The organism is Phocaeicola massiliensis B84634 = Timone 84634 = DSM 17679 = JCM 13223 (assembly GCF_000382445.1).
Lineage (GTDB): Bacteria > Bacteroidota > Bacteroidia > Bacteroidales > Bacteroidaceae > Phocaeicola > Phocaeicola massiliensis.
In genome coordinates this window covers 224583-243496 of record NZ_KB905472.1, presented here as the reverse complement: position 1 = coordinate 243496, position 18914 = coordinate 224583, and the positions used below count along the sequence as shown (strand labels likewise).

The window sequence follows — 18914 nt, the reverse complement described above, 5'->3', positions numbered from 1 at the left end:
CTACGCTTTTAAAGCGTTTATTGCCCAAATGTACTCAAAAAAGAAAAAGCTGCCAACTATATCAGATAAAAATATATGAAATTATATTTGGTTGTATGGCGAAAAACCACTAATTTTGCACCGCTTTCGCGCAATCGCTGTCAAAGAAGAGTTACTTGATATGTTGCGTTGTAACGATAAACAATTTAAAATCAAAAGAAATGGATTTAATTAAAATTGCTGAAGAAGCATTTGCTACTGGCAAACAGCATCCTTCATTCAAAGCTGGTGATACTATTACAGTAGCATACCGTATCGTTGAAGGTAGCAAGGAACGTGTACAGTTGTACCGTGGTGTTGTTATCAAAATCGCCGGACATGGTGACAAAAAACGTTTCACCGTTCGTAAAATGTCTGGAACTGTAGGTGTTGAACGTATCTTCCCTATCGAATCTCCGGCTATCGACAGTATTACTGTTAACAAAGTTGGTAAAGTTCGTCGCGCTAAATTGTATTATTTACGTGCTCTTACCGGTAAGAAGGCTAGAATTCAAGAAAAAAGAGTTAACGCGTAAGACTTATTATCCCTACATAAAAAAGGAACGTTTCCAACAGGAGCGTTCCTTTTTTATTTCATATAACTAAATCTCTTTAGCAGTGCATGAAACATCAAGGCATAAAAAAAGGAGCAACGCCTTGCTCCAACCTTTGTTAACCTTAAATCTAATACTATGAAAAACACAGTGCAAAGGTACGGACTTTTATGAAATAAGCAAATAAAACAAGAAAAAAAGTATGCTTTCTAACATGTTTTAATGTATTTCACCACTTTTATTAAGAAGTATTTTCATGTCAGGCAACAGGTGCCAATATTACAGTTTTATTTCTAAATTTATATTAAACAGAAGCCATTTTCAATATTAAAAGTTAAAACAACAATATAAAAAGCATGTTGCAAAACATATTTTGCTCATTTGGTGTTATCTTTGCAGAGTAATAAAAGAAAAGAAAAAGGTTTTAAGGATTAACCAGTTCTCCAAACGGGAGAACACAAAAGATGTAATTATGGAAATGAAAAGAACAAATGACACAATCGAGATGTTGCAGTATCAGTTGAAAAGATACAAAGCAATGAGAAAGGGAGCTGCATGCCAATCTTTGCAGTACAAACTTCACAAATTAATGAGCCAACAGGCTAATGCCTAATGGCTTTACCACTGAGAACACAAGTTTATAATTTATAATAATGAAAAGAATGTTTCCTCATTTCAGGGGAAACATTCTTTTTTTATATCTATCCCATTGATCCAATAAGAAACTCAGTCAGACCGGAGAAAGCATAAATAAGGCACAAACAAAAGAGACCATCCTGAATTCATATTCAGAACAGCCTCCTCTCCATAAAGTATACGTTAAATATATATTATTTATAAAGATGGAACATCCGATCCATCAACTGCCATTTTTCAGCTGAAGAAGCTCCGGGTTCTGCCTGTTGAAAAACAGACATATAGTTTTCCCATTCTTCCTGACGGGGCAATGTGGCCATTTTAGCCATAGCTGTATCCCAATCGAAATCAAGCGGAGTCTCCACTATCATAAACAAACTAGTGCCATGGATATAAATCTCCATTTCCAAAATACCCACCTCACGGATTGCTGCCAAAGTCTCCGGCCACACCTCTTCTTCAGAGTGACGTTTCCGATATTCTGCAATCAATGCCGGGTCATCTTTTAAATTCAACATCTGGCAATAACGCTTCACCGGACCGTGATATTCCCGAATTTTATATCCTTGTGTTTTGTTTTCCATCAGATATCTCTTACTTCCCAACCTAATGCACTTGCTCCCAAAACAGCAGCATCAGCATCTTTCAATTCTGAAATCAACAGCTTAGTCTTTCCGGCATAAATTTTCAGGATATTATCATCAATAGCCTTTTGAATAGGTTTCATGATATAATCACCCGACTTTGCCAAACCACCAAACAGAATAATTGCTTCGGGGCTGGAGAATGCAATGAAATCAGCCAAAGCCTCACCCAAAATGCGTCCGGTATATTCAAAGATATCCTGTGCCAGTTTATCACCTCTTACGGCAGCGTCAAATACGTCTTTCGACACAATTTCTTCAGCCGGAATATCTCTTAACAAAGAAGGTTCGGGACGTGCAACCAAGAATTCACGAGCTGTGCGTGCCACACCGGTAGCTGAGCAATAAGTTTCCAAGCAACCTTTACGACCGCAACCGCATTGGCGTCCGTTTTCACGACGCACGATAACATGTCCGAGCTCGCCTGCAAAACCATCATGTCCATACACCAACTGACCATTTACTACAATACCACTACCTACACCGGTACCCAAAGTAATCATGATGAAATCTTTCATACCACGGGCAGCACCGTATGTCATTTCACCGATAGCAGCGGCATTAGCATCATTGGTCAGGGCTGTGGGAACACCTATTTTTTCTTCAAACAAAGCAGCCAAAGGTATAACACCTCTCCAAGGCAAATTGGGAGCAAATTCAATGGTACCATTGTAGTAATTTCCGTTAGGAGCACCTACACCCATACCTTTGATTTTCTCTACTCCGCCAAAAGATTCGATTAAGGGGCGTAACTTTGTACATACAGCTTCTACATAATCTTCTATCTTGGAGTATGACTGTGTTTTAACTGAATCGGTAGCCAATACGTTACCACGTGAATCTACAACACCAAAAACTGTATTAGTCCCGCCGATGTCCATACCTACAACGTAGGGTTTTTCCATGCCTGTTACCATGATATGTATAATTTAGGGTTAGTTATTGGGAACAAATGTACTGAATGCGAAAAAAGGGAGCAATTTTTTTTTCAATTATTTCATGTATCCATGCAACTTTTCACAGAGCAGGTACGTCTAACTATTCAAACACGAATAAATTTCATCGGTTATGATACATTTAGAGAATATCAACAAAACCTATCACAACGGAGCGCCTTTGCACGTTTTGAAAGGCATCAACCTCGATATAAAAAGAGGTGAGTTTGTGTCTATTATGGGCGCCTCCGGTTCCGGTAAATCTACCTTATTAAATATATTGGGGATTTTAGACAACTATGATTCGGGCAATTACTACCTGAATGATGTATTGATTAAGAACCTTAGTGAAACAAAAAGCGCGGAATACCGGAATCGCATGATTGGTTTCATATTCCAGTCTTTCAACCTTATTTCTTTTAAGAATGCAATGGAAAATGTAGCTCTCCCATTATTCTATCAAGGCATGAGTCGAAAAAAAAGAAACCAGCTTGCCATGGAATATTTGGAAAAACTCGGACTGAAAGAATGGGCACATCACATGCCTAACGAACTTTCGGGAGGACAGAAACAACGTGTAGCCATCGCCCGCGCATTGATTTCAAAACCGCAAATCATTTTGGCAGACGAACCCACAGGAGCACTCGACAGTAAGACATCGGTAGAGGTGATGCAGATATTAAAGGATTTACATGAAAAAGAGGGCTTAACCATCGTGGTTGTCACCCACGAGAGTGGCGTTGCCAACCAAACCGACAAGATTATCCATATCAAAGACGGTCTTATCGAACGCATCGAAGAAAATCTCAACCATGATTCTTCTCCTTTTGGGAAGAACGGTTTCATGAAATAACAGCACACACATATGATAGACCTTATTCAAGAAATATACGGAACCATAAAGCGCAACAAACTGCGCACGTTCCTCACCGGTTTTGCCGTAGCGTGGGGCATCTTCATGCTCATTGTGCTGCTGGGAGCCGGCAATGGACTAATCAATGCCTTTGAGAGCAACGCCGGCGGACGGGCGCTGAACTCCATGAAAGTCTACCCGGGATGGACTAACAAACCTTTTGACGGGTTAAAGGAAGGCAGAAGTATCAAGCTGACAGAAAAGGATATGGAGATTACAGGCAACTTTAAAGACAATGTTACTGCCGTAGGTGCCACCATAGAGCAAAGCAGCGTAAACTTAAGTTACGGAGAAGATCACGTCTCTCTTTTGCTGGAAGGCGTAACGCCCGAATATCTGCATATCGATGCCATCTCTATAAAGACAGGACGTTTCATCAACGCCCCCGATATCAAAGAAAAACGGAAAGTAATCCTTTTGCATGAGAAGACGGTAGAAATGCTTTTCGGTAAGAAAGATGCAAATGTCATCGGAAAGTATGTAAACGCCAGTGGTCTGGCCTACCAAGTAATAGGAGTCTATACAGATATGGGCAACTACTCTCCCTCAGCCTACATTCCATTCACAACTCTGCAACTGATATACAATAAAGGCGATAAATTGGAAACTTTAGTATTCCTGACACAAAACTTACCCACCGAAAAAGCCAACGAAGATTTCGAGAAGCAATACCGGCAAGCCATCGGCAACCATCAGCGCTTTGACCCGACAGACCGCGGAGCAATATGGATTTCCAACCGGTTCACTCAATATTTACAGCAACAGAAGGGCAACAACATTTTGCACACTGCTATTTGGGTAATCGGCATCTTCACCCTGTTGAGCGGAATTGTGGGTGTAAGCAACATCATGCTGATTACAGTCAAAGAACGTACCCGCGAGTTCGGCATACGCAAGGCATTGGGAGCCAAACCAGTCTCTATCCTCTGGCTGATTATTGCAGAAAGCGTAGCTATCACCACTTTCTTTGGATATATAGGCATGGTGGCAGGTATTGCCGTTACCGAATACATGAATGCGGTAGCAGGAGAGCAAGTGATGGACATCGGTGTAGCTTCGGCTACCGTATTCCTGAATCCCACCGTGGGGTTGAATATTGCTATTCAGGCCACCCTTACCCTGATAATAGCCGGCACATTGGCGGGATTCTTCCCGGCACGTAAAGCCGTTATGATTCGTCCTATTGAAGCACTTAGAGCAGATTAATATGATAAGAATAGACATAGACAGATGGGAGGAAATACTCATCACCATCACGAGAAACAAAACAAGAAGCCTGTTGACCGCCTTCGGTGTTTTTTGGGGCATTTTTATGTTAGTTGCCCTGATGGGCGGCAGTCAGGGAATGCAGGACATGCTGGCATCCCAGTTCGACGGATTCGCTACCAATTCCGGTTTTATGGGAACCAACCAAACCAGCAAGGCTTATAAAGGCTTCCGAAAAGGACGCTGGTGGGATTTAGAAAATAAAGATGTAGAGCGCGTTCGCCGGGCAATCCCTGAAATTGACGTAGTAACCCCCACCATAGCCAAATGGGGCATGACAGCACTTTATAAAGAAAATAAGATTAATTGTACCCTCAAAGGTGTATATCCCGAATATACGAATATAGAGGAACCGGTCATCGTACAAGGACGTTTTATCAATATGGTAGATGTAAAAGAGCGTAGAAAAGTTTGTGTCATCGGCAAGCGTATCCACGAAACTTTATTCCCGAAAGGTGACAATCCATGTGGCAAGTTCCTGAGCATTAACGGAATTTACTATCAAATAATCGGAATCAGCACCACTGCCGGCAATATGAGTCTGCAGGGAAATGCACTTACCAGCATCACCATTCCTTTCACCACCATACAGCAGAACTATAACTTCGGACAGAAAATCCAATTACTATGCTACACGGCCAAACCGGGATATTCCATTTCCGAGATAGAGAAGAAGGTAGATAAAGTGATAAAACAAGCACACCTTATCCATCCCGATGACAAACAAGCCTTGGTGACTGTAAATGCAGAAGCAATGTTCAGCATGATAGACAACCTGTTTAAAGGCATAAAGATTTTGAGCTGGATGGTCGGATTGGGAACATTATTGGCAGGCGCCATCGGTGTAAGTAATATTATGATGGTGACAGTCAAAGAACGTACGACCGAGATAGGCATTCGCCGTGCCATCGGTGCCAAGCCCAGAGACATTATGAACCAAATTCTTTCCGAAAGTATGGTATTGACCATCATTGCCGGCATGTCGGGCATCTGTTTTGCCGTGTTTATCTTGCAAATGATGGAGATAGGAACTGCCCATTCGGACACGCCGGCGCATTTCCAGATTAGTTTCTGGATGGCCATCGGAGCCTGCATCCTGTTGATGATCCTCGGCACACTGGCAGGACTGGCACCTGCCTACCGCGCCATGGCCATCAAACCGATAGAAGCTATCCGGGACGAATAATCTGCCCGACAACCCGACACATAAATAAATCCAATGAAGTAAAAACAATAAAACAAACAGATATGAAAAAGTATGTAAAGATTGCGTTACTAGTCATCGTAGCCCTCATTTTCTTGGGAACTTTTGTCTTCCTCTATCAGAAGTCACAACCCAAAGAAACTGTGTACAACACAGAAAAAGCCGAAATAGCCGACTTAAAGAGAACCACCGTTGCCACCGGTAAGATAGAACCGAGAGATGAAATCTTGATTAAACCGCAGATTTCGGGCATCATCGACGAGGTATATAAAGAAGCCGGACAAACAGTAAAGAAGGGTGAAGTAATAGCCAAAGTAAAGGTTATTCCCGAACTGGGACAACTGAACTCTGCCGAAAGCCGGGTGCGTCTGGCAGAAATCAATGCCAAACAGGGAGAAATAGATTTTGCCCGCATGCAGAAGCTATATACCGACAAACTGATAAGCAGCGAAGAATTTGAAAAGAGCGAAGTGGCTGTCAAACAAGTGCGCGAAGAACTTCAAACGGCCAAAGATAATCTTGAAATCATTAAAGAAGGCATCACTAAGAACAGTGCTTCATTCAGCAGCACACTCATCCGTTCCACCATCGACGGATTGATTCTGGATGTGCCCGTAAAAGCAGGAAACTCAGTTATCATGAGTAATACCTTCAATGACGGTACAACGATTGCTACCGTTGCCAACATGAACGACTTAATCTTCCGCGGAAACATAGACGAAACAGAAGTAGGCCGTCTACGCGAAGGAATTCCAGTCAAAATTACGCTAGGCGCCTTGCAGAATATGATTTTTGATGCACAACTGGAGTATATTTCCCCGAAAGGTGTAGAGGAAAATGGCGCCAACCAGTTTGAAATAAAAGCAGCCATCACCGTCCCCGACAGCGTTACCGTTCGTTCGGGCTATAGCGCCAATGCCGAAATCGTATTGCAGCACGCCGACAAAGTTCTGGCTGTGCCCGAAAGTACCGTCGAATTCAGCGGAGACTCTACATTCGTGTATGTACTGACCGACAGCGTTCCGCAACAGACATTCACCCGCAAGCAGGTGACTACCGGAATGAGTGACGGAATAAAGATAGAAATCAAAAACGGCTTGCAGGCCAATGATATCGTACGTGGAACTAAAAAAGACAAATAAGGATGAAAGCTAAAATACTGACCCTGATAGTGGCTACCGCATCTTGCCTCCCCTCTTTCGCACAAGAGGAATGGGACTTGCGGAAATGCATTGACTATGCCATCGAACACAATTTAAGCATTAAACAACAGGAAGCCACACGCGACCAGAATGCTGTGGAACTGAACACTGCCCGATGGAGCCGTCTGCCCAACCTCAACGGAAATGTGGGACAATCATTCAACTTCGGCCGAGCTCTTCAGGCGGACAACACTTATGGCAACCGCAACACCCAAAACACCAATTTCTCATTGGGAACCAATGTACCGTTATTCACCGGTTTGCAGATACCCAACAACATAGCTCTCTGTAAGCTGAACCTGAAAGCTGCCATTGAAGACTTGAATAAAGCCAAGGAAGATATCAGCATACAGGTTACTTCCTCTTATCTTCAAGTTCTCTTTGATGAAGAACTGGCAAAGATAGCACACAGCCAAGTGGAACTGAGCCGTGAGCAATTGAAACTGAAGACCGCTTTCTTTGAGAATGGCAAAGCATCCGAAGCAGAAGTATATGATGCACGCTCACGTGTGGCACAAGACGAGATGTCTGCCGTACAAGCTGACAATAATTACCGGTTAGCCCTTCTGGATTTAAGCCAGCTATTGGAGCTTCCCACACCGGACGGTTTCCGCATCGCATCTCCCAAGGTAGATGATAATTTCAATTCGCTTTCGCTGCCTGAAGATATCTACGCCGATGCCGTTCTCACCAAGCCGGGCATAAAAGCTGCACAATATCGCTTGCAAGGTGCATCCAAGAATATACGCATTGCCCAGAGCAACTGGTATCCGCAATTAAGTTTCGGAGCCGGACTGGGTACCAGTTATTATAAGATTGCCGGAGAAGAAAATGTTTCTTTCAACAGTCAATGGCACCAAAACTTCAATAAATATTTCCAGTTCTCGCTCAGCATCCCGTTGTTCAACCGCTTTGAGACCCGCAACCGAGTAAAGATGGCACGCATCCAACGCACTGCCCTGTCATGGAAACTGGAAGAAAGCAAGAAATTATTATTCAAAGAAATCCAGCAGGCCTATTACAATGCCGTAGCCGCCGAAAGTAAATTCAAGAGTAGCCGCACGGCAACCGAATCTGCCGAAGCCTCTTTCCGACTGATGAGTGAAAAATATGCCAATGGAAAAGCAACTGCCACGGAATACAATGAGATGCGTACCAATTGGATGAAAGCCACATCGGATATGGTACAAGCTAAATATGACTATCTGTTCAGGAGCAAAATCCTGGACTTCTATAAAGGAATACCGCTGACACTGGAATAATTCAAATTCATCCACAAACAATCCATATTCTGCCACCTACGCTAACAAAAAGCAAAATATGGATTGTTTTCATAATTTTACCTTCCCAATTTATCCGATCGTGTACTCTAGGGACATATCTAACTTATCATTCAACAGGACATCCGCCATAAGCCCGCAGGTATATATGTATTCATATCCAAATTCATCGGGTTGGTATGAACAAGATCAGTGCAACTGCAAGCAGAAGCCCGGTCAGCACAAAAGCCCATATATTCATTACCCGTGACTCGGCCTGTAACCGGTAATTATCTGCCAACACCCGATAGGCATCCACTTTCCATACCAGCATTCCATCTTCGGCCGATACTGTATTGGAAGAGAGCAGTTCTCCCGGCATAGACAGTTCAAACTTTATCTGATATTCAAATAATTGTGTAGCGATGCATTTTTCTTCAAACAATTGCTCCATCTGCCGGGCATAGTCTTTATATAAGTTGCCGAAAACGGCAGTCTGATACCTTTTGTCCAGCAATCTGCATATATACTCCGGCGAGCATTCCATTTCTTTCTTCCTATTCCCATCGCTGCGGAAGATTTCCTCTTTGTCCTTCTCCAGTCTCGACAGATAGGTCAATTCAGCCGGGGTCTTTTTCAGAAAGTGTTCTACTATCCCATAGCTCATTTCAAACTGAGTATGATAGAACCATTCAAGGAAACGCTGCTCTGTGTCTTCCAAGCTGTTTATCAGCTCCACTCCATTCATTCCTGCATAACCGTCCGCTTTTCCCTGCAACAAAAAGAGCTGTTCGGCTTTACTCAGGTACTTATCCATCGGTATAGGTCCTTTATCTTTTATCTCCTGAAAATCACAGGTATAAGTATAGTAAGTATAAAACCAACGAAAATGTTTTTCCAGTTTTTCCTCCGGAACTGCCAATGGACGCATCCACTTTTCCTTTGCCGAAAAGAAATCCATGCCTTCCAAGCCGTTCCGTGTTTTGCATGCCTTAAGATTCAGTTTTCCGGTTTCTCCAAAGAAGTCCGTCTCGATGCATGAATCCAATTCTTCCACTTCCCAATCTTTTCCCAACCGAAACAAAAACGGATTATGGTTACTGTCTCCGGCCAAGAAAGCAGAATCGGCGAGTGCCCATACTTCCTTTTCCACCGTTCCGTCCTTGTGAACGCGCGTCACCATTTGATAATTGGTGGAACATGATGCCAATATCGTCAATAAGGCTACCATTACTATGTTCATTCTCTTTTTCATATCGCACTCATTTTAATGGTTGTTACTCATAAATTGATGTATCAATCGCTTTTGTCCGTGTTGCTTAGCCTTCCGTGCTTTCCACATTTCGGACAGACAGGCACTCTTTTCCTTTAGGCTCATGTCTGCGTTCCGGTCTGCCGGCCATTCTGATAAACGGCGGTACAAAGGAGAAGCATTTAACACGGCATCCCGTGTGCCCGCATTGGAAGAGACGGAATAGAAGACAGTCTCATGCACCATAAAGCAAAGCAAGAAACCGGCAGCCACGGCCGAAGCCCAAGCCATGAATTTTCTGTGCTCCTTTCTTTTCCGGGGAGTCCGGGCTACTTTTTGGAGAATATTCCGAGTCAAGTCATCCGGTCTTGTCAGTATCGGTTGCGTCTTTCTCACCTGTTGCAACCATTGTTCATATCGTTCGTTTTCCTCTTGTCTCATAAGTCTGTCTCTATTTGATGGATTTTAGCTCTTATTTGTTTTCGTGCCTGATAAAGATTATGCTTTATCTGTTCGGCGGTCATCCCGGTGATGCTTATTACTTCTGCAACATCCAGTTCTTCAATGTCACGCAATGTAAACACCAGCTTCTGTTTGGGAGGCAGATCTCCTGTGAAACGGAGAATCAAATCCTGCAATTCCTTATTGGCCAAAGCTTCTTCTATGTTTTCTTCCGACTTCCAATTCTCATTCGCCGGAGCAAAATCGGATGAGAAAGCCGAAGGCGAACGTTGCAGCACACGCAAACGGTCATAGCATGTATTACAGGTTATCTTGTACATCCAGGTAGTAAACCGGCATCTTCCGTCATACTTATCCAACGAAAGCCAGATTTTGACGAATATTTCCTGCACCATATCCCTCGTTTCGTCCTCATTGCAAAGCAAACGAAAAGCCAGTCTGAACACCATCGTCTGAAATTCAGAAACCAACTGAGCGAAAGCAATCGTATCGTTCTGTCTGCTACGGTCAATAAGTTCCTCTATCTGTTCTTGATTCATCATGCTATGTTCGTTTATTATATGATACGTGAGAAAACGTTGCCGGTCGAATGCAAGTTACAAAAAAAAACAGGCAAACTCCGGTTGTGGTATATTAAAACCGAAATTTGCCTGTTTGCTGCTTTTTATATCATAGCCATTAAATTACACTGTGCGAGCGTGTGTTGCACTTCTTCCTCCGGATTGATTCGAATTCTTGTCATTCCTTTTATTCTCTTTCTTTGAATCTCTTTTCGGAGAGACGGAACGCCTGTTTTCACGACGGTCTTTATCAGGACGGGAATTATATTCACGGCGTGAAGGACGCTCCTCGTGCTTATGGTTATTATCCCTTCCCGGTCTTCTGCCCGGCCGTGCCTGAGGCGTGGCAGGACGGTGATTGTCTTTCTTCGGCGGACGGACGTTGACCTGAAAATCACGGCGGCGATGATTGTCATAAGTCACCCTATCATGACGGATGCGATAATGTCCATCGTAGATATCGTGGTGATAGCGGTTATGGAAATGGGTGCGATAATAACTGACATTATTAAAATGAGTACGATAATGACCACCGCAATATGAAGCATAATGATGCGGTTTTCCGAAATAGAAAAAGTTGACGTTATTGTAAACCATATAAATACGGAACTGCCATTTATTGTTTTGCGCGTAAATAGGACGGTAGAAATATTCCGCTTTCAGGAAGCGACGATACTGAGAACCGGAAAGTATCCAGCGAAGGTCGTCATTGCGGACATCAAGAAAATCGTAATAACGCTCCAAAGCATAATCATACCCTCTTACCACATCATCCATCAGATAACGGACATTGTTGATAAAGTCATAATTCACTTCGTATACATCATCATACTGTTGAGGACTGAGTTTCAACTCATATGCCATACGGTCGGTAAGGAAACGCGTGTTCTGTCTCATCTTGCTGATACTCATTGCTCCCAACGCGGGAACCGACACGCCCAGCATCATAATCATTATCCATAGTGTGGTCCATTTCTTCATAATCATACCGTTTTTAGTTTGTTAATTCTTATGGCACAAAAATAGGGGAAATCCCTTTCCCCCACAATTGAAACTCCCCATTTATTCATAGGTTTTTTCCTATATTTGATAGGGAAAACTCCCGTCAGGCAAGACGGATTCCCCCTTCTTCCAGCACTATCAAACGCTTTTTATACAAATCGCCAACTGCTTTTTTGAATGTCTTCTTGCTCACGCCAAAAGCACTATAGATTTCTTCTGCCGCACTCTTGTCATTCAACGGAGTAAAACCATCATTATCTTTAATATATTTCAATAAGACTTCCGAAAAATCTTCCACCTTCTTCACACCGTCCTGTTGCAACGCCAAGTCTATCTTACCGTCTTCACGCACTTGTTTCACATAAGCCCGGAGCTGCATACCTGTCTCGACGGGCTGGAATATCTCATTCTGATAAAGCAATCCGCTGAACTTGTTCTCGACAATCGCTTTAAAACCCAAATCGGTTTTCTGCCATATCAAAATATTCACTTCCTGTCCCTGGTGATAGTCAGGATGCTCTTTGGATAAGTAACGCTCTACCTTGGCGGAACCGACAATGCGATAGCTGTCTTCGTCTATATGTGCATGTATCACATACTTACGTCCTTGCTGCATCTTCATTTTCTGTTCGCGGAAAGGTACAAACAAGTCCTTCATCAGTCCCCAGTTCAGAAAAGCTCCAAATTCATTGACCCATGCCACCTCCAGACAAGCGAACTCACCTACCTGAACCAACGGTTGCAGGGTAGTGGCTATTAATCTCTCTTCGTTATCCAAATAGATAAACACATTGAGCACGTCATCCGGTTTGCAACCATCGGGCACGTAACGGGCCGGCAACAGTATTTCACCATCATCGTCTCCATCCAGATAGACTCCAAAGTCTACTTCTTTCACAACCTTTAATTGATTGTATTTTCCGAGTTTTACGTTCATTAGCTAAAATTTTTATCAAAGATAAAGAAAAAACCCTATCTTTACGTTCTAAACAATAGAAAACCCAATAAAGATTATGAATAATTTCATTTTTTACAACCCTACCCGACTCCTTTTCGGTAAAGGAATGATAAACCAACTGACTCAGCAAATTCCTGCCGACAAGCGTATCATGATTACCTTTGGAGGAGGAAGTGTCAAAACAAACGGAGTTTACGAACAGGTAACCCAAGCACTCGAAGGACGTGATTATACCGAGTTTTGGGGAATTGAGGCCAATCCCGATATAGACACACTGAAAAAGGCAATTGCCATAGGCAAGGAAAAGAATATAGATTTCCTGCTTGCCGTAGGCGGTGGTTCGGTCATTGATGGCACCAAACTGATTTCCGCAGGTATCCCATACGAGGGAGACGCCTGGGAACTGGTGAAAAAAGGAAGCTCACAAGTGACTATTCCATTGGGAACAGTGCTGACTATCCCTGCCACCGGTTCCGAAATGAACAACGGAGCCGTGATTTCACGCCGGGAAACTCATGAGAAGTATCCTTTTTATGCCGACTATCCCGTCTTTTCCATTCTCGACCCGACCGTCACTTTCTCTCTTCCCGATTTCCAGATTGCCTGTGGACTGGCTGACACTTTTGTTCATGTCATGGAACAATATATGACTAAAAGCAATGAATCATACCTGATGGATCGCTGGAGCGAAAGTATTTTGAGAACCCTCGTGCAGATAGCCCCTCTCATCAAAGAGAACAAACAGGATTATCACTTGATGAGCGAATTCATGATGTCGGCTACCATGGCATTGAACGGTTTCATTGCCATGGGTGTATCCCAAGACTGGGCTACCCACATGATTGGCCATGAACTGACTGCCCTGCACGGCATGACCCACGGACAGACCCTTGCCATCGTATTTCCCGGAACACTACGCACACTTGCGGATAAAAAACGAGACAAGATACTACAATACGGAGAACGTATCTGGGGGGTGACTTCCGGTGTGCCGAGCGCACGTATCGCACTCACCATCGACAAAACCGAGGAATTCTTTAAAAGCCTGGGGCTGAAGACTCGTCTGGGCGAAGCCGGAATCGGTGACGATACCATCGAAGAAATTGCACGTCGCTTTGATGAGCGAGGTGCTGCATTCGGTGAAGACGGTGACGTGACGGGAGAAGTAGCTCGCCGGATTTTGCAGAATTGCAAATAATATTTCCAAAACATTTAATATTAGGAGGAAACAAATGATGAAAACAGTTATTCTTACTACCTTTTACAACAATGTGCAAGCGCACATGTTGCAAGACCTCTTGAGAAACGAAGGCATAGAGTCGATGCTCCAAGGAGAATTGTCCGCCCAAGTGATAGCCTCTTATATTCCGGGTCTGGGTATACAGGTTCTGGTCTTTGAAAAGGATTACGAACGGGCACGGGAAATTTTGAAAACCAGTTTTCCGGAGGAAGTAGAAGGATAACTTTCTCCCCTCTATATTCAAACTTTCTCATTTGCATCTTGTTATAGGGATTATTAAACCTAAACCCGAGATGTATATGAGAAAGTTTTTATTTTTACCTTTATTGTCATTACTCGCTTCGTGTGCAAAAGACGATGACTGTAGCCCTGCCAACGTCAATCCGGACAATCTAGTGTCTCCGGCACTTTATGCAACCCTCGAACAGCATAGCACCGACCCCTATACCGGACCGTTGGAAGTACTTCCCTGCCAACCCGATGGCAGTATCTATGTAGGCAACTATACTCCGACAGGACGGCAAGTCCCTTTCCCCGCTTACTATGCCATCAACAATGGTATCGGCCAGTCAAAGAATTATCCGTTAAGGCTTCCGGTAGGTACCTATAATATAATCTATTGGGGATATCCCAATTACTATAATACCACAGACGCTTACATAGCCGACCCTATCCTCATCGTTGGTGAAGAGCTGCACGGAACTTCTTTGGGACTGCGCAAGGTTCCTGCCGACACCGTCTGTTATCCGGTTCACGATTTAGTGTACGGCACTCAGAGCATAAACATAGGAGAAGAGGAGCTGCAGGCTCATTTGAGACGTGCTTCGGCAGCTTTGGAAGTCGTTGCCACGGAGACAAACGGCAATGCTTTCGGCAATGGCATTGATTCCATGTGGGTGTACATCGGAGGAATTTATAGTAATTTAAATTATTTCTCTGCGCAACCGGAAGGAACTTTCAAGACGGTTGAATTCGGCATGAGCCCCAGTACCGACCGTAAACAATGGAGCAAAGAATTCGTTTCTGTCTTTCCATCCGGCCCGACTCCGCCTTTCCAGATATTTGTCCGAATGAAAAACGGTAAAGTCAAACGGTATCAGCAGAAACTGTCCACCCAACTCACCGCAGGCACCAAAACCACCATCAATCTAAGCATGGACGGAGTTTTGCTGGAAGAAGGAAATACAGGCGGATTCCAAGTTGATAAATGGAAAGAGCAGAACGAAAATATCCATATACCATTACGCTAACGGTCTATGGATATCCTGCCGTCAACCATGTGAATAGTACGGTCGGTCAATTTGGCAAGCGTCTCATCATGGGTAACTATAACAAAAGTCTGCCCTAACTTATCCCGCAAATCAAAAAACAACTGATGAAGTTCTTCTTTGTTACGAGTATCCAGACTGCCCGACGGTTCATCTGCAAGGATAACCGCCGGGCTGTTTATCAATGCGCGCGCCACAGCAACGCGCTGCTTCTCTCCTCCCGACAGCTCCGCCGGCTTATGAGAAGCTCGTTCGGCAAGCCCCAGAAAATCCAATGTTTCTTTGGCACGCTTCATCGCATCTCCCGAAGAAGCTCCGGATATGAATGCCGGTATCATCACATTCTCCAATGCTGTAAATTCCGGCAATAACTGATGAAACTGAAAAACAAAGCCTATCTGCTGATTGCGAAAAGCCGACAGTTCTTTTTCCTTCAACCGGTTAACCTCCGTACCATTCAGTATCACCGTACCTGCATCCGCCTTGTCCAATGTTCCCATTATCTGAAGCAGCGTCGTTTTTCCGGCTCCGCTGGGTCCCACAATACTGACTATTTCGCCTTTTCCTATCAGCAAATCTATTCCTTTCAGCACTTGCAACGTGCCAAAGCTCTTGGTTATTCCACTTAATTCTATCATAATTACAATTTTCTTATCACATACTCTGCCAAGTAACATCCAAACACGGCAGGCATATAACTCACTGTTCCGGCTGTGGATTTCTTGTTCTTTTCATCATCCACCAAAATAACCGCATCCGCATTTGCCTGCTCTGTACTGAAAACAACCGGTAACTTGCGCTTCATACCCATTTTCTGCAAGCGCTTGCGCACAGCCTTACTTAAACCGCAATGATAAGTTTCCCACAAATCAGCAAATCTGATTTGGGTTATATCCGATTTCGCACCCGCTCCCATACTGCTCACAATAGGCAGATGACGTTGAAGCGCATTATATATAAGGTAACATTTGGGAGCTACCGTATCAATAGCATCAATCACAAAATCAAACTCAGCACTATCCAGCAATTCCGGAATGCGTTCATCTCTCAAATATTCCGACAACACATTCAGTTTCAAATCGGGATTGATATCTTTGAAACGCTCTGCCAATACTTCCGCCTTCGGCCGTCCCAGTGTGGAATGCAAAGCCGGCAACTGGCGGTTGATATTGCTTGGCTGCACCGTGTCGGCATCCACAATCGTCATTTGTCCCACACCGGCACGACAAATCATTTCGGCAGCATACGCTCCTACTCCTCCCAAACCCACAACAAGCACATGGGAATTTCGCAAACGTAGCATCTTATCCTCTCCCAGCAACAATTCCGTGCGTTGCTGCCATTCCGTATCAGTTCCGTTCATCACCTTTCTTAAACCATTTATAAAACCACTTACCAACATTATCATACATCCGGGTCTCCGACTGTCCGCGCGGATCGGAGAAAGACACAATCTCCTGCGGATCGCCCAGCTGATCGGGATATATGATTAACAAGCTGGCATCTGCAAAATATTTACTAACCTGAGACGGCAACCGCTCAAAAGAAGTCTGATAGGATATAGAGCCCTTACGAGCCGAAACAACGACAAATAAATGGTCAAAATTAACCTGACCGGTCAGCAACAGTAAATCATCCCACTCCTCTAATACAGAAAACTCCGTAAACGTATTTGCTTCCTGCTTCTCTACCACCGCACGCAAGTGTCTCAGGGTATCCTCCGTTGCAAAAAAATGTACACGGCATCCCAGTAACTTACCCATACGGCACAACTGCACCACCCATTTCATGAATCCAACCTCATATTCTGCTTTTTCGGGTACAGCCACTACAATACGCCTAAGCGTATTAACCGGCATCAACAGCTTGGCAATCATAATTTGCCGGTGAGTGCCTTTCAACAAATTCTCCGTCATTGTACCAAAGAATGAATCCATCAGATTAGTCTTTCGGTGCAAACCGATAACCACATCCGTCACCGCATATTCCTTCAGCGTATGAATAATGCCTTGTGCAATATTCAAATCATAACGGAGCACCGTCTTGACCGAAGCATCGGCAGCAGCAGCAACCATTGCCGTACGTTCCAGATTCCGTTTACCTATCAGTTCCTTCGTTTCCGAAGCGTTATTATCATTTATCACACTAAGAGCCACCAACGGTTCCTTCTGTTTAGGATGCCTCATCATCAGCGCCATTCCCACCAATCCTTCTATCGTATCAGGGTTTGCCACAGGTATGAGAATCCGTTCTTGCTCCTTATTATTTTTATCATCATTGCCGGTCAGGTTTTCTTGTGTAACCATCCGGCGCGCTGCCCTCTCCGTCGCAACCGAACTGATGATGCAGGTAAACAATATCATTACCACCGTTCCGTTTAACACATCATCATTCAATAAGCGCTCTCCGTTTTCCATGATAATTTCATGTCCAATCAACACGGCTGCCAACGTAGCTGCCGCCTGCGCGTTACTCAATCCGAATATCAGACTGCGTTCCACCTTCTGCATGCCATATATTTTTTGAGTAATCCATGCCGCAAGCCATTTGCTGAATGTAGCAACCACTGTCATGACAACCGCCACCTTAAGTGCTTCACCCTGCGTAAACAGACAGCGTACATCAATAATCATTCCTACACCAATCAAAAAATAAGGAATGAAAAGCGCATTACCTACAAACTCCAACCGATTCATCAACGGAGAAACATGAGGAACAAAACGGTTCAGTACCAAACCGGCAAGAAAAGCACCCAAAATACCTTCCATTCCTACCAGCTCCATCAGTCCACCCCCTAAGAACACCATAGCCAAGACAAAGACAAACTGCATTACCGCATCCTCGTATGTTCTGAAAAACCACCGACTGATGCGAGGCATAAGAAAAATAATCAAGCCGAACAATGCAAGAACCTTTCCCAGCAAAATGGCCCAAAACAATCCTCCCACATCCTCTCCTTTATACATACCTCCAATCACGGCAAGCACCATCAAGGCCAATACGACAGTCACCGCCGTTCCCCCAATCGTTATGCTCACCGTACGCTGCCGGGACAAACCGTAACGACTGATAATGGGATAAGCTATCAAAGTATGACTGGCATACATACTGGCCAACAGGATGGAAGTGACAAGTCCGTAATCCAATAAACTCATACTGCTCCATATACCAAGCGCCATCGGTATCAGGAAAGTGAACAGCCCAAAGACCAATCCCTTTGTTTTGTTCTTTTTAAAGTCATCCATATCCATCTCCAGCCCCGCCAGAAACATGATATAATACAATCCCACTTTTCCGAATAACTCGAAACTGCTATCTCGCTCCAAAATATTAAAACCATATTTGCCAACCAATACACCGGCAAGAATCATACCGATGATATGAGGAATGCGCAAACGCCCCAATATCATGGGAGCAAACAAGATAATAATAAGTACCAGGAAGAATATCCAAGTAGGGTCAGTAACCGGAAAATGAATATTTAAACCGAATAATTCCATTGCTTTTATTTGAGGGTTATACCATAATATCGACAAAATTA

20 protein-coding genes are annotated in these 18914 nt (G+C 43.8%); 10 read left to right on the top strand and 10 right to left on the bottom strand.

Annotated features, from left to right (window positions below; genetic code table 11):
- Window positions 1–200 precede the first annotated feature (200 nt).
- Together rplS and HMPREF1534_RS20220 are read left to right on the top strand one after the other, a co-directional pair.
- The gene (gene rplS, locus HMPREF1534_RS17810) at window positions 201–554 is read left to right on the top strand and encodes a 50S ribosomal protein L19 (protein WP_005935875.1); all 354 of its coding nucleotides are present in this window, start codon (window positions 201–203) and stop codon (window positions 552–554) included.
- Between the two features lie 490 nt (window positions 555–1044).
- Entirely contained in the window at window positions 1045–1185 is a 141-nt protein-coding gene (locus tag HMPREF1534_RS20220; protein ID WP_154653392.1) for a hypothetical protein, read from the top strand.
- A gap of 217 nt (window positions 1186–1402) precedes the next feature.
- On the opposite strand, the gene HMPREF1534_RS17815 is transcribed toward HMPREF1534_RS20220, so the two are convergent.
- Window positions 1403–1792, bottom strand: coding sequence for an L-rhamnose mutarotase (locus HMPREF1534_RS17815; protein WP_005935872.1), 390 nt, complete (start codon window positions 1790–1792; stop codon window positions 1403–1405).
- Complete coding sequence (locus HMPREF1534_RS17820; protein ID WP_005935868.1) at window positions 1792–2769, bottom strand: ROK family protein; 978 nt, start codon at window positions 2767–2769, stop codon at window positions 1792–1794. Before HMPREF1534_RS17820 ends, HMPREF1534_RS17815 begins: the two co-directional genes overlap by 1 nt.
- A gap of 151 nt (window positions 2770–2920) precedes the next feature.
- Here HMPREF1534_RS17820 and HMPREF1534_RS17825 point away from each other — a divergent pair, with 151 nt between their 5' ends.
- The 5 genes from HMPREF1534_RS17825 to HMPREF1534_RS17845 all read left to right on the top strand — a co-directional run bounded on the left by HMPREF1534_RS17825 (window position 2921) and on the right by HMPREF1534_RS17845 (window position 8634).
- The gene (locus HMPREF1534_RS17825) at window positions 2921–3640 is read left to right on the top strand and encodes an ABC transporter ATP-binding protein (RefSeq protein ID WP_005935865.1); all 720 of its coding nucleotides are present in this window, start codon (window positions 2921–2923) and stop codon (window positions 3638–3640) included.
- A gap of 12 nt (window positions 3641–3652) precedes the next feature.
- Window positions 3653–4906 (top strand): ABC transporter permease, encoded by a 1254-nt coding sequence (locus HMPREF1534_RS17830; protein WP_005935861.1) that lies wholly within the window; start codon window positions 3653–3655, stop codon window positions 4904–4906.
- A gap of 4 nt (window positions 4907–4910) precedes the next feature.
- The gene (locus tag HMPREF1534_RS17835) at window positions 4911–6152 is read left to right on the top strand and encodes an ABC transporter permease (protein WP_025066892.1); all 1242 of its coding nucleotides are present in this window, start codon (window positions 4911–4913) and stop codon (window positions 6150–6152) included.
- A gap of 62 nt (window positions 6153–6214) precedes the next feature.
- Window positions 6215–7312, top strand: coding sequence for an efflux RND transporter periplasmic adaptor subunit (locus HMPREF1534_RS17840; RefSeq protein ID WP_005935856.1), 1098 nt, complete (start codon window positions 6215–6217; stop codon window positions 7310–7312).
- Between the two features lie 2 nt (window positions 7313–7314).
- Entirely contained in the window at window positions 7315–8634 is a 1320-nt protein-coding gene (locus HMPREF1534_RS17845; RefSeq protein ID WP_005935853.1) for a TolC family protein, read from the top strand.
- A gap of 184 nt (window positions 8635–8818) precedes the next feature.
- On the opposite strand, the gene HMPREF1534_RS17850 is transcribed toward HMPREF1534_RS17845, so the two are convergent.
- The 5 genes from HMPREF1534_RS17850 to HMPREF1534_RS17870 all read right to left on the bottom strand — a co-directional run bounded on the left by HMPREF1534_RS17850 (window position 8819) and on the right by HMPREF1534_RS17870 (window position 12844).
- A complete protein-coding gene (locus HMPREF1534_RS17850; RefSeq protein WP_005935850.1) occupies window positions 8819–9886 on the bottom strand; it encodes a hypothetical protein in 1068 nt (355 codons plus the stop codon).
- A gap of 12 nt (window positions 9887–9898) precedes the next feature.
- Entirely contained in the window at window positions 9899–10324 is a 426-nt protein-coding gene (locus tag HMPREF1534_RS17855) for a hypothetical protein (RefSeq protein WP_005935847.1), read from the bottom strand.
- Window positions 10321–10887, bottom strand: a complete 567-nt coding sequence (locus HMPREF1534_RS17860; RefSeq protein WP_005935844.1) for an RNA polymerase sigma factor — start codon at window positions 10885–10887, stop codon at window positions 10321–10323. Before HMPREF1534_RS17860 ends, HMPREF1534_RS17855 begins: the two co-directional genes overlap by 4 nt.
- A 141-nt stretch (window positions 10888–11028) precedes the next feature.
- On the bottom strand, window positions 11029–11886 hold the full coding sequence (locus HMPREF1534_RS17865) for a hypothetical protein (protein ID WP_005935842.1): 858 nt from the start codon (window positions 11884–11886) through the stop codon (window positions 11029–11031).
- Window positions 11887–12010: 124 nt separating this feature from the next.
- Entirely contained in the window at window positions 12011–12844 is an 834-nt protein-coding gene (locus tag HMPREF1534_RS17870) for a CvfB family protein (RefSeq protein WP_005935840.1), read from the bottom strand.
- A gap of 76 nt (window positions 12845–12920) precedes the next feature.
- Here HMPREF1534_RS17870 and HMPREF1534_RS17875 point away from each other — a divergent pair, with 76 nt between their 5' ends.
- From HMPREF1534_RS17875 to HMPREF1534_RS17885, 3 genes are all read left to right on the top strand, one after another.
- A complete protein-coding gene (locus HMPREF1534_RS17875) occupies window positions 12921–14063 on the top strand; it encodes an iron-containing alcohol dehydrogenase (protein ID WP_005935838.1) in 1143 nt (380 codons plus the stop codon).
- Between the two features lie 34 nt (window positions 14064–14097).
- Window positions 14098–14328: a putative signal transducing protein gene (locus HMPREF1534_RS17880; RefSeq protein ID WP_018452473.1), complete on the top strand. Its 231-nt coding sequence runs from the start codon at window positions 14098–14100 to the stop codon at window positions 14326–14328.
- 76 nt (window positions 14329–14404) lie between these two features.
- Window positions 14405–15355, top strand: a complete 951-nt coding sequence (locus HMPREF1534_RS17885) for a FimB/Mfa2 family fimbrial subunit (protein WP_005935833.1) — start codon at window positions 14405–14407, stop codon at window positions 15353–15355.
- On the opposite strand, the gene HMPREF1534_RS17890 is transcribed toward HMPREF1534_RS17885, so the two are convergent.
- From HMPREF1534_RS17890 to HMPREF1534_RS17900, 3 genes are read right to left on the bottom strand one after another with little or no spacing between them, the layout of a single operon-like run.
- A complete protein-coding gene (locus HMPREF1534_RS17890; RefSeq protein WP_005935831.1) occupies window positions 15352–16011 on the bottom strand; it encodes an ABC transporter ATP-binding protein in 660 nt (219 codons plus the stop codon). The two genes, HMPREF1534_RS17885 and HMPREF1534_RS17890, sit on opposite strands and share 4 nt — an antisense overlap.
- Before the next feature lie 2 nt (window positions 16012–16013).
- On the bottom strand, window positions 16014–16736 hold the full coding sequence (locus HMPREF1534_RS17895; protein ID WP_005935828.1) for a tRNA threonylcarbamoyladenosine dehydratase: 723 nt from the start codon (window positions 16734–16736) through the stop codon (window positions 16014–16016).
- Window positions 16723–18873, bottom strand: coding sequence for a cation:proton antiporter (locus tag HMPREF1534_RS17900; RefSeq protein ID WP_005935824.1), 2151 nt, complete (start codon window positions 18871–18873; stop codon window positions 16723–16725). Before HMPREF1534_RS17900 ends, HMPREF1534_RS17895 begins: the two co-directional genes overlap by 14 nt.
- Window positions 18874–18914 lie beyond the last annotated feature (41 nt).